Source organism: Chryseobacterium pyrolae (genome assembly GCF_025153485.1).
GTDB lineage: Bacteria > Bacteroidota > Bacteroidia > Flavobacteriales > Weeksellaceae > Chryseobacterium > Chryseobacterium antibioticum.
On the sequence record NZ_JANZQH010000003.1, the window covers coordinates 383,340 to 394,380 of the forward strand.

9 protein-coding genes are annotated in these 11,041 nt (G+C 37.2%); 7 read left to right on the top strand and 2 right to left on the bottom strand.

The features are described 5' to 3' along the window. Positions 1–3: 3 nt before the first annotated feature. The 5 genes from NZD88_RS08535 (at position 4) to deoC (ending at position 4,489) form a co-directional block, all read left to right on the top strand. The gene (locus NZD88_RS08535) at positions 4–1,266 is read left to right on the top strand and encodes an NAD(P)/FAD-dependent oxidoreductase (RefSeq protein WP_259828728.1); all 1,263 of its coding nucleotides are present in this window, start codon (positions 4–6) and stop codon (positions 1,264–1,266) included. Next, the gene (gene trmD / locus NZD88_RS08540; RefSeq protein ID WP_259828729.1) at positions 1,263–1,934 is read left to right on the top strand and encodes a tRNA (guanosine(37)-N1)-methyltransferase TrmD; all 672 of its coding nucleotides are present in this window, start codon (positions 1,263–1,265) and stop codon (positions 1,932–1,934) included. Before NZD88_RS08535 ends, trmD begins: the two co-directional genes overlap by 4 nt. Before the next feature lie 377 nt (positions 1,935–2,311). After that, positions 2,312–3,253, top strand: coding sequence for an endonuclease/exonuclease/phosphatase family protein (locus NZD88_RS08545; RefSeq protein WP_259828730.1), 942 nt, complete (start codon positions 2,312–2,314; stop codon positions 3,251–3,253). Positions 3,254–3,269: 16 nt separating this feature from the next. Then, positions 3,270–3,740: an Lrp/AsnC ligand binding domain-containing protein gene (locus NZD88_RS08550; protein WP_073334366.1), complete on the top strand. Its 471-nt coding sequence runs from the start codon at positions 3,270–3,272 to the stop codon at positions 3,738–3,740. 5 nt (positions 3,741–3,745) lie between these two features. Next, on the top strand, positions 3,746–4,489 hold the full coding sequence (deoC, locus tag NZD88_RS08555) for a deoxyribose-phosphate aldolase (protein WP_279324411.1): 744 nt from the start codon (positions 3,746–3,748) through the stop codon (positions 4,487–4,489). A gap of 40 nt (positions 4,490–4,529) precedes the next feature. Here deoC and dusB read toward each other — a convergent pair whose 3' ends face one another. Together dusB and NZD88_RS08565 are read right to left on the bottom strand one after the other, a co-directional pair. After that, positions 4,530–5,525 (bottom strand): tRNA dihydrouridine synthase DusB, encoded by a 996-nt coding sequence (gene dusB, locus NZD88_RS08560; RefSeq protein ID WP_259828731.1) that lies wholly within the window; start codon positions 5,523–5,525, stop codon positions 4,530–4,532. A 293-nt stretch (positions 5,526–5,818) separates the two neighbouring features. After that, entirely contained in the window at positions 5,819–9,010 is a 3,192-nt protein-coding gene (locus NZD88_RS08565) for a hypothetical protein (protein WP_259828732.1), read from the bottom strand. A 186-nt stretch (positions 9,011–9,196) separates the two neighbouring features. On the opposite strand from NZD88_RS08565, the gene NZD88_RS08570 reads away from it, so the two are divergent. Further along, complete coding sequence (locus tag NZD88_RS08570) at positions 9,197–9,952, top strand: T9SS-dependent surface endonuclease, AS87_RS02955 family (protein WP_259828733.1); 756 nt, start codon at positions 9,197–9,199, stop codon at positions 9,950–9,952. 88 nt (positions 9,953–10,040) lie between these two features. Beyond that, positions 10,041–10,871 carry a lamin tail domain-containing protein gene (locus tag NZD88_RS08575; RefSeq protein WP_259828734.1) on the top strand — a complete coding sequence of 277 codons (831 nt, stop codon included), beginning with the start codon at positions 10,041–10,043 and terminating at the stop codon, positions 10,869–10,871. Positions 10,872–11,041: the final 170 nt, after the last annotated feature.

Below are 11,041 nucleotides of genomic sequence, written 5' to 3' on the forward strand. Positions count from 1 at the left end.
ATTATGGAAACACGCGAAAAAATCATCATTATTGGAGGAGGATTTGCGGGGCTACAGCTTGCAAAAACATTAAATAACAAGAATAAAAAAGTAATCGTTCTGGACCGGGTGAATCATCATATGTTTCAGCCGCTTTTTTATCAGGTAGCCTGCGGAAGGATAGAACCTTCCAATATTTCTTTTCCTTTCCGGAAGATTTTTCAGCAATCCAGAAATACACAGTTTCGTCTTACCGAAGTAAAAGAGATTGATCCTGCACATAACAGAGTCATCACAGACGGAGCAGAGTTTACCTATGATAAACTGATCATAGCAACCGGATGTAAAACAAATTTCTTTGGAAATAAGGAAATGGAATCCAGAGCTTTTGGGATGAAAAATACCCAGGAAGCCATTGGCATCAGAAACCATGTACTGATGACCTTTGAAAAACTGATCCTGGAAAAAAGCAGAAGCGACGACGGGAACTGGAATATCGTTATCGTTGGAAGCGGGCCTACGGGAGTAGAGCTGGCGGGTGCTTTTGCTGAAATGAAAAAAGAAATTCTTCCACGGGATTATCCATACATGAATTTCGATCATTTAAAGATTATTTTGGTAAGTTCCACAGAAAAACCACTTGCTGTAATGAGCAGTGAGGCACAGGAGCAATCTGAAAAATACCTGAAGGATCTTGGCGTTACTTTCTTAAGTGGCGAGGTGGTTACCGAATATGACGGTAACAAAGTATTCATGAAAAGCGGTAAAGAAATCCCGTCCAATAATGTGATCTGGGCAGCTGGCGTTACAGGAAATGTGGTAGACGGATTTCCGGCAGAAACATTAGTAAGAAACAGATATATAGTAGATAGATTTAATAAAATAAAAGGTTACGACAATATTTATGCGATTGGGGATATTGCCTATATGGAAACTCCAAAATATCCGCAGGGACATCCGCAGGTAGCGAACGTAGCCATTAATCAAGCAAAAAATTTAGGTAAAAATTTCCTGAAGAAGAATGAAAGCGAATGGCTGGAGTACGAGTATAAAGATCAGGGTTCACTGGCCACTATTGGTAAGCACAGAGCGGTAGTAGATCTTCCGTTTATCAAGTTTCAGGGGTTCCTGGCATGGTATTTCTGGATGTTCCTTCACTTGATGCTCATCTTGAGCGTAAGAAATAAACTTGCTGTCTTTTTCAATTGGATGTGGAGCTATTTCAACAAAGATTCTTCTTTAAGACTCATTATTTCACCTAATAAGAAAAACGGAACATTACAATGAGAATTGATATAATAAGCGTACTTCCTGAATTGATGGAAAGTCCGTTTCAGACTTCTATTTTAAGAAGAGCAATGGATAAAGGTTTAGTAGAAGTCCATTTTCATCAACTGAGAGACTGGGCCATCAATAAGCACAGACAGATCGATGATGAGCCTTACGGAGGCGGAGCAGGAATGGTGATGATGATAGAACCGATAGATAAGTGCATCTCGGAACTTAAATCTCAAAGAGAATATGATGAAGTCATTTATCTGACACCGGATGGGGTAACTCTCAACCAAAAAATTGCCAATACCCTTTCCATAAAAAATAACCTGATTTTTCTTTGTGGCCACTACAAAGGTATCGATCAAAGACTTCGGGATCTTCATATTACCAAAGAAATTTCAATCGGGGATTATGTACTGACAGGAGGAGAGCTGGCAGCATGCGTTCTGGCAGATTCTATTATCAGACTGGTTCCCGGAGTACTGAATGATGAACAAAGTGCACTGACAGATAGCTTTCAGGATGACCTTCTTTCGCCGCCTATTTATACAAGACCTGAAGTTTATAAAGGTTTAGAGGTGCCAAAAGTTTTGCTGAGCGGAAATTTTAGAATGATTGAAGAATGGCGCCATGATGAAGCCTTAAGGATTACCCAAGAAAAACGTCCGGATTTACTTTGAAAATAGCGGATGAAATTCACAAACCATGATTTTTTTTCACATTTTCAGGATATAGAAATTAAAATGGAATAAAAATTGGTATAATGGTTAAAATAAAAGAAAATCATTAATTTTTTTTGTTTTCTTAATGTATATATATTCGTGTTAATTTGAAAATTATGGATTGTTTTAAAACTGCCTCTAAGGAAGATAATTTTAAATACTTAATATTTTAGCCCTATAAAAGCTTTTTTGTTAATGTTTTTTAGTCAAGAAGTTCTATTTATTGTATAAGATTAATCTAAAAATATTATAAATAAATTAACGAAATTTGAAAAAAAACAATAAATTTACAACAGAAAAAGAAAGTGATAATTTTAAGATAGCAATTTGTGCAGATGGAGATGTTCTCTTTTTACAACGTTGAAAATTTATTTTTACCTGATCCCAAACCTGCTCACAGATTAGATCCAACGAAATCAGGCTTGAGAAACTGGGATGAAAAAAGATATAGAAATAAGCTTTTTAAAATTTCACATGTTTTCCAGTTAATGAAAGAGGAAAATGGTGTTCTCCCATTTTTAATCGGGCTGTCCGAAGTTTCCGGAAGGAAAGTTTTGGAAGACCTGGTAGAAATGGAACCTTTTCATTCAGAATATGGAATTGTACATTACAATTCTATGGACGAGAGAAAGGTAGATGTAGCCCTGCTATATGATAAAAGCAAAGTAGAAATTATAGATTCGGAAACGATTACTTTCTTCTTTGAAATTATAAATAAGAAAAACACAGAAAATTACGACACAACCCGAGACGTACTTTTTTCTAAAATTAAATATAAAGGAACTGTTATTAATGTTTTTGTCGCCCATCTTCCCTCCAAGCGAGAAAAAGACGTTAATAAGCCCAAAAGAGACTTTATCCTTAATGAGATCCGTTCAAGGATTTTGAAAATCGTACGTGAAGAAAAGGAACATGTAATATTGTGCGGTGATTTTAACGAAAACCCGGATGATGAAAATTTAGTAAAAATTCTATACGACAATGATCATGAGAAGGTATTGATAAACCCTTTTCAAGACTTGTTCTATACAAGAAATTATTCTACTTTTCATTATAAGTCAGGTCTGCTTTATGATCAGATTATCCTGTCAAAATCTCTTTTTGACAATGATATTTTGAATTTTCAGAATGCTCACATTTTTAATTCTGAAAAATTAAGCAGCCGAATAAAAAATTTTGAAGGTCGACCCTTCCGAACCTATGCCGGTACACGGTATTTGGGCGGATACAGTGATCACTTTCCGGTTTTTGTAAAATTTGAGGAAACAAAAACATAAATATTAAAAGTAGAAAATGAAGAATTCAAGCAACACAAGTTACCATCTGGACTCTATTGACAAAGAGATCATTTATATGTTGATGGACAATGCTAAAACATCGTTAGCACACATTTCAAAAAATGTAGGAATTTCCACAACCGCAGTGCATCAAAGGATTAAAAAACTCGAACACGCCGGAGTTATCGAAAACTCTATTTCATTTCTTAACCCCAAGAAAATAGGGTATAAGGTGATTTCGTATATCGGAATGTTTTTAGACCAGCCCAGCCATTATCCGGATGTGGTAAAATCTCTTCAGGACGTGAATGAGGTAGTAGAAGCTCATTACACAACGGGGAATTATACCATATTCTTAAAAGTTCTTTGCAAAGATAATGACCATCTGATGCAGATTCTGAGCAAACTTCAGAAGCTGAAAGGTGTGACAAGAACAGAAACTTTCATATCTTTGGAGCAAGGTATTTACAGACAACTGAAAGTATAACGATTATGAACATTGCCCAATATTTGGATTCAACCTATTTGAAAACACCTGCACAATCAGGTCTCTCAAACGAAGAAACACTACAACTTGATAAAGAACTTGCACAGGAAGCTATAGACAATAGTATTTTTGCGGTAATGATCCGTCCGGATTATGTAGCTGATATCAAAAAGTATATTCAGGAAAGAAATTCAAATGTTGCGGTAGGAACCGTCATAGGTTTTCATGAAGGAACGTATTCTATCGACGAAAAGCTTGAGGAAGCCTCACAAGCAATTGAAGACGGAGCAGATGAACTGGATTTTGTTATTAATTACAGTGCCTATCTCAAAGGAGATGTAGTGCTGGTAAAAGAAGAGTTTGTAAAATGCACTCAACTTGGTCTGCAGAACAAGAAAGTGGTGAAATGGATTATTGAGATTGCAGCATTGACAGATGAGCAGATTGCAGACATAACCAGGAATATTTCAACCTGGGCAGAAGAAAATTTCACTGAAAATGATCTTCCGAACATTTTTGTGAAATCTTCCACAGGTTTTTACCAAACGGAAGGTGGAAAACCCAATGGAGCTACCTTTGAAGGCATAAAGATTATGCTGGATAACGCGGGTAAACTTCCTGTAAAAGCTGCCGGAGGCGTAAGAACCCCCGAAGATGCTGAAAAAATGATCAACCTGGGAGTGAAAAGAATCGGAACTTCTTCCGCAATGGCATTAATTAAAAACGAGTCCTCATCAGAAGGATATTAAGAGAATAAAAAAACCATCAAAATTTGATGGTTTTTTAGTTTTATACCTGAGCCTGATATTCTTCGTAGAATTGTTGTGTTTCTTTGATTAACACATCCATTTCTTCCAAAGTAAAGACTTCGAGGAATTTTTTTCTGAATTCTTTGAAATGAGGCACCCCTCGGAAATAGTTGCTATAGTGCTGCCTCATTTCGATAAGCCCTAATTTTTCTCCTTTCCATTCCGCACTCCATTCCGCATGTTGGCGAACAGCCAGCAGACGGTCTGAAATACCGGGTTCAGGAAGATGTTCACCTGTTTTAAAGAAATGTTTAATCTCGTTAAAAATCCACGGGTACCCAATCGCTGCGCGGCCAATCATGATTCCGTCGCATGCGTATTTCTGCTTGTATGCCAGTGCTTTTTCAGGAGAATCAATATCTCCGTTTCCGAAAATAGGAATTTCAATATTAGGGTTTTGTTTAATCCTGGAAATATGTTCCCAGTCTGCTTCACCCTTATACATTTGTCCCCTGGTTCTTGCATGTATTGTTAAAGCCTTGATTCCAGTCTCCTGTAAGCGTTCTGCCACTTCATCAATATTGATGCTGTTGCTGTCCCATCCCAAACGGGTTTTCACCGTTACAGGCAGATGAGTAGACGTTACAACCGCTTTGGTAAGACGCACCATAAGGTCAATATCCTTAAGAACCCCTGCTCCTGCTCCTTTGCATACTACCTTTTTGACAGGGCATCCGAAATTAATGTCTACCAGATCAGGATTTACCGTCTCTACAATTTTTGCAGACATTGCCATTGCTTCCTCGTCTCCACCGAAAATCTGAATCCCAACCGGTCTTTCATAATCGAAAATATCCAGCTTCTTGCGGCTCTTCATCGCATCACGAATCAAGCCCTCAGAAGAAATGAATTCTGAGTACATCAGATCTGCCCCATGCATCTTGCACAGACGTCTGAATGGAGGATCACTTACATCTTCCATCGGAGCCAGCAAAAGCGGAAATTCCGGCAGTTCTATATTGCCTATTTTTACCATGCGGCAAATTTACGAAATTCTAAACATTCGGAAGTATGATAATATCTATCGCTGTACATGTTGAGTATCTATTTGGGAAAAGAGACTTAAGATACGGGATTTTAGGACTTATGAATCTTAAGTGAATAGTGAATTTTGCTTCGCAAGTGAAATGTGAGATAGAGTTAAGAGTAGACATCAGATGCTAGATAACAGACATCAGACAGGAGATATGACTTTTAGATTATTGATTCAATAATTTGGACGCTTATAAATAAGCCACTTGTAACTAACACAAACTTTTCAATAGCTTGCTAAAAACTCGCCTTTACCTGCATGCTTCCAATATGAATGGTCCGGTCTCCGGAGTTTCTTCCTTCGTAATTGAAGTTAAGCTGAAGGAAAGAGTTGATCGCCTGCTGAATGAAAATACTCCATACCTGGTTTTTTCCTGGCTTAAGCCCGTCCAGCATCTGGTTGCCGACAATGCTGAAATTGTTTCCGGTAAAATTATTATTGATGAAAGAGAAATTCCCCCTGATCGATGTTTTTTTACGATCCCACTGAATGGTACCTGTGATATCGAAAGCTTTCAATAGTTCTTCACCATCCACCCTCTTTTTCTGGCGGTATGCAGAAGAAAGCTCTGCCTGAATAGCATCCGTAAATTTGTAAGTTGCCTTCGGTTTAGATTCAATATTATTCAAACGGTAATCTCTTGTAGCAAACAGTTGGGATGAGTTTTTAAGGTCGTGGACAGAATTTTCCCAGTCCACTCTGAATTCCTTATTAAACCAGTACCCAATATTGATAAAGTGAGACGTCTGTTGTCTCTCTTCATTACTGAAATTGGCATTGATCAGGTTATCATTTGTAATAAAACGGTAGTTTCCATTCCAACCGGATTTTTCAGTAGGATTAAACTGTACGGAAGCTAATATATTCTGATTTTTGAGAATCTGGTCACTGTTCTTTTCAAAAGGGTTGATCACCAGAACCTTGTCTTTTTTATAAAATGAGTTTTGTGAATTTAATGAAATATTAAAGTTCCAGCGTTTTAAAAATGCATTTTCAGAATTGAAAACAATTGATGGGTTGACAAATAATGCCAGCTGGATTTTATTTTTATTCGAAGGAATATACCGTACAGAGTTTGTGTAGATCCTGATGTACTGTGCTAAATCTGAGTACTCTGCAATTTCAAACTCGTCGAGCTGCTGGATGCCATCTCCATTATAATCCGTCCATTTATAAACACCCTGGCCATCCGTTACTTTAAGGTACTGGAATTCTCTTTGCGCTTCCTGTCCATTTCCAAGTTCATAGAATGCCTGCAAACGCATCCCGTTTCTGAAAAGCTGTTGATTGTAAAGAATATTTCCGACTACAAAATCGTTATTTCGGGTCATGTCCGCTTCATTACTTTGGTAAAAGAATTTTCTGTAGTGTACTAAAGCGTTTAAAGTTGTTCTTTCTGTTTTTATAAGCTGGCTTTCTGCCATGATTCCCAGAATATTATTCATATTCTCCAGCCTGTTGTTCCGTACAGAGTCATTATCCCTCATATACACTTTGGCAAGAAGCTTTGTACGGGTACTATCACCGATTTTTTTCTGTACAAAGATCTCTTTCCAGCTGAAACTGGTAACATCCATGAGTTGGGTATCATTATACTTTTTCTCATTATGCTCCATACTTCCCCCAAATGCCCAGCTGCCTTTTTTACCGGTAAACTCGGTAGAAACTCCTCCTCTGATAAACTTGGTATCCTGAAGTATTGCGTTGGTATTAAGATAAGATAGATTTCCTTTTGTAAAGAATTTTCCTGTAATCCAGCCAAAATCAAGATCATTCTTAATCCCTTTGTAGGTATCCTGCTCGTCCAGATAGTTGATTCTGTAATTTAGATTCGATTTATTATTCCATTTATTTAAAAAGCTGAAGGTAAACCTGTTTTGGGTTCTCTGGCTGAATTCCTGTACCAGGTTAAAATCCCTTGAGAATTCCACGTCATTGATACGGTCTAAAATATGAAACTGTTTATCTATATATTGATATTCAAAACTTGGAGTTCCTTTCCATTTGCTTTTTGTGAACGTTTTGTTTCCGAAAATACGCCATGCATACCCCATATTTTGGGCCGCATCTTTTGATGAAAATAAATTCAAATCATAATTGCTCAGGGAGAAATCGGCTCCTATTTTTCCTTCTTTTAAAAGATATTCAGAATTCACTGAATATACCTGGGATTTTTGAGGTGAAGGAAGTTTTCTTACGGCTTTATAGTCTCCCATATTATTCCCTACATACTCGAATACACGACCATTATTGGTGGTTTGCGTAATTTTATAATCCCCTTGATTAATCCCGAAATAAGTGAAGGAAACCTGGTAAAGCGTTTCATTCTGATCCGTAGAAAATTCATAGAAATTTCCGGCAGGATTTAATCGGTATAGGATCTTATTGACATCATATGCTGTAACCACACCTGATGGGGCATACATTAAATTAGGATCATTTCCAGCTTCAGCCAGGATCTGTTCATCTTCTTTAGAAAGATTTAAAGAAAGAGGTGCATTTTTATTGTCATTTTCCATGAACCAATTCAGTCCTACTTTAAATTTTTCCCTTTGGTGCTCAACCTTTCCGGTAAATAAATATCGGGAGTAATTTCTATTCGTATAGTTATAGGAAATGGTAATGAAATTTTGCTGGAAAATCGGTCGGAAACTGGTGAATGTCACCTCTCCGGTATTGTAGTTAATGATGTAATCCTGATTCTCCCCACGTTTCATCAGAATACCATCAATAAACACCTGCTCAGAACCTGAAATAAGGGTAATGAACTGTTCGCCATTTTTACCAGTCAGACGGTAAGGCCCCTGGTTACCTTCCACCCCCTGGAAACGTATTCTATGGAATTCACTTCGGGCCACCCCCATGGAAACATCTACAAAAGTTTTGTTGTCTTTTCCAAATTCGGTCTGAAACTCGATTCCCATACTCCGCCTCTGAAACTTGGCGAAATAATTTTTAGATTCTACAAGATCAAGATGCCCGGCTCTAAGGATGGATTTGTCCTTAATATTAAGCTGCATATAGATCTTGTCAAACTCTTCTAAGGTTTGGGTGTAACCGTCCGCCTGAATAGGAAGGTTATGATCTGATATACTTGCTAAAATAGTGACATCTTTAGATAGTCTTCCGGAAATCTGTAGGTCCATGGAACTTTGTACAGATTGCCCCTGGTTGTTACCAAATGTAATTCCCCTGATGATGGAACCTTTGGAGTTCAGTTCGCCCAAAAACCTTTTTTTATCATTTTTGACAAGTACAGCTTCGTCTACGATTATTTTGTTGTTGGTTCTTACAAAATCCAGTGTGTCTTTTGCGAAAATATCCTGTTCAAACCGTGCTGCGAGTATGCTGTCCTTTTTAATACTGTCTTGGGGAATGTTTGGATTTTTCCACGAAAATATTTGTGCATGAGCCGAAAATATGCCCATGAAAAACAAACCGATCAGAAGAAAGAAATTCCGCAAGTGTTTCAAAATAATTCGTAAAAATAGCTAAAAAATGTTAATAGAAGTGGGTTTAGCATTATTAACAGAAAATTAATCTAATTATTGTAAACCCCTGAAAAATACTGGTAATTTTGGGGTGTAAATTATTAATAATTAAATTTTACAGTCATGAAAAAATTTTATTCGTTAGTTGCTACAGCTGTATTTGCTGTTGCAACATTTGCTCAAACTACTGTTTTCAATGCAACGTTCGATGATTTGGATGGAACAGGAGGAAATGATGCTTCCTTTACGGGAAACATTGGCACAAAATCACTAAATACCTATACCACGGCAGGCTGGGTATTTGGAGCTGCAGGAGGAGGAGCACAGTGTATTAAAGCTGGTTCTGGTAGTGCTGCAGGCTCAGTTACGACCCCTGCTTTAACAGGGCTTGCAGGCAATGCAACTTTAACTTTCAGAGCTGCGGGGTTTGGTACTGACAATACAGCATTAACTGTTACAATCACCGGTGGAGGGAGTATCAATGGTACTAGTAGCTTTACTTTGACAAATTCTGCGTTTTCTACTTATACAGTGAATATTATAGGAGGTACCTCTGCAACCAAACTTAAATTCGCTTCAACAGCAGGTGGGAGAAGATTTTTTATCGATGACATTAAATTAGCAGTTCAAGGTGCACTGGCTGTTACCGATACTAAAACTTCTGCAATTGTCTTTGTTAAAAATACTTTAGTAGATCATGAAATTTATTTTGGAGCTAAATCTGAAGTTAAAATTTTCAATGTAAACGGACAGCTAGTTAAATCTGCTTCTGTTAATGAAAACGGAGTTTTAAATGTAATAGATCTTAAGAAAGGGATTTATATTGTAACAGGGAATGTCAATGGTAATGCGGTTTCTGAGAAGATTATAAAAAGATAACTTTAACAAATTGTTAATTATATGCCGTCATTTTAATATGATGACGGTTTTTTTGTACTTTTACCCCATAAATTTAAAACTTTTTATAATGAAAAAAATCTTTACTGTTTTAGGATTAATTTCCGCAACGGCATTTATGAATGCTCAGATTGTGATCAATGAGGTATATGGAGGCGGAGGAAATGCTGGTGCTTCTTTTAGAAATGACTTCGTTGAATTGAAAAATATTGGGTCGACTTCAATTACTTTAACTGGAGCTTATTTACAATATGCATCAGCTACCGGAACTTTTAATGGAGGAACTAGTAATCACGCTCTTCCTAGTATTACTTTGGCGCCGGGACAGACTTATTTAATTCAGGAAATTTCATCCGGAGCAAACGGGGCTACTTTGCCAACAGCCGATGCAGCAGCAACAATAAACTTATCAGGAGCCGCAGGTAAAATTGCATTAACATCTGATGGTACTGCACCAACATCTTCTACTTCTGGGAACGTTATAGATTATGTAGGCTATGGAACTACAACTACCAGCTTTGAAGGTACAGGACCAGCTCCGGCTCCATCAAATACAAATTCAATAGCAAGAGTAGCGGGTGATACTAACAACAATGCTACAGATTTTGTTGCAGGTGTTCCAACTCCTAAGAATTCAAGTACAGGAAGCTTAGCTGTTTCTGATGTTAAAAATGCAAAAGCTGGAAACTTCGTAAAAAACACTTTCGTAAAAAGCGACGAAATTACTTTCGGAGCTGATGTGAAAGATGTGAAAGTTTACAATATGTTCGGACAAGTGGTAAAGTCTGCTTCTGTAAAGCAGAACGAAGCTGTAAACGTTGCTGAACTAGCAAAAGGAAATTACATCGTAACAGGAACTGTAAACAACGAACCTGTATCTCAGAAGATTTTAAAAGACTAATTTTAGTTTCTTTAAATAATACATGCTCCGGCCATTTCTACGAAATGGCCGGAGCTTTTTTTGTGAAATTATTGATTGCTATTTAGGTTTTATTGAAGTGTTGCATTCAATAATTTTAATAGTATGAATTGTATTTTATTTTGGGTGCTATTCTTTGGTTATTTAGTTTT

Coding starts and splice junctions, on each gene's coding strand:
- NZD88_RS08535 (WP_259828728.1), top strand. CDS start 4: ATGGAAACACGCGAAAAAATCATCATTATTGGAGGAGGATTTGCGGGG.
- NZD88_RS08545 (WP_259828730.1), top strand. CDS start 2,312: ATGGAGATGTTCTCTTTTTACAACGTTGAAAATTTATTTTTACCTGAT.
- NZD88_RS08550 (WP_073334366.1), top strand. CDS start 3,270: ATGAAGAATTCAAGCAACACAAGTTACCATCTGGACTCTATTGACAAA.
- dusB (WP_259828731.1), bottom strand. CDS start 5,525: ATGGTAAAAATAGGCAATATAGAACTGCCGGAATTTCCGCTTTTGCTG.
- NZD88_RS08565 (WP_259828732.1), bottom strand. CDS start 9,010: ATGGGCATATTTTCGGCTCATGCACAAATATTTTCGTGGAAAAATCCA.
- deoC (WP_279324411.1), top strand. CDS start 3,746: ATGAACATTGCCCAATATTTGGATTCAACCTATTTGAAAACACCTGCA.
- trmD (WP_259828729.1), top strand. CDS start 1,263: ATGAGAATTGATATAATAAGCGTACTTCCTGAATTGATGGAAAGTCCG.
- NZD88_RS08575 (WP_259828734.1), top strand. CDS start 10,041: ATGAAAAAAATCTTTACTGTTTTAGGATTAATTTCCGCAACGGCATTT.
- NZD88_RS08570 (WP_259828733.1), top strand. CDS start 9,197: ATGAAAAAATTTTATTCGTTAGTTGCTACAGCTGTATTTGCTGTTGCA.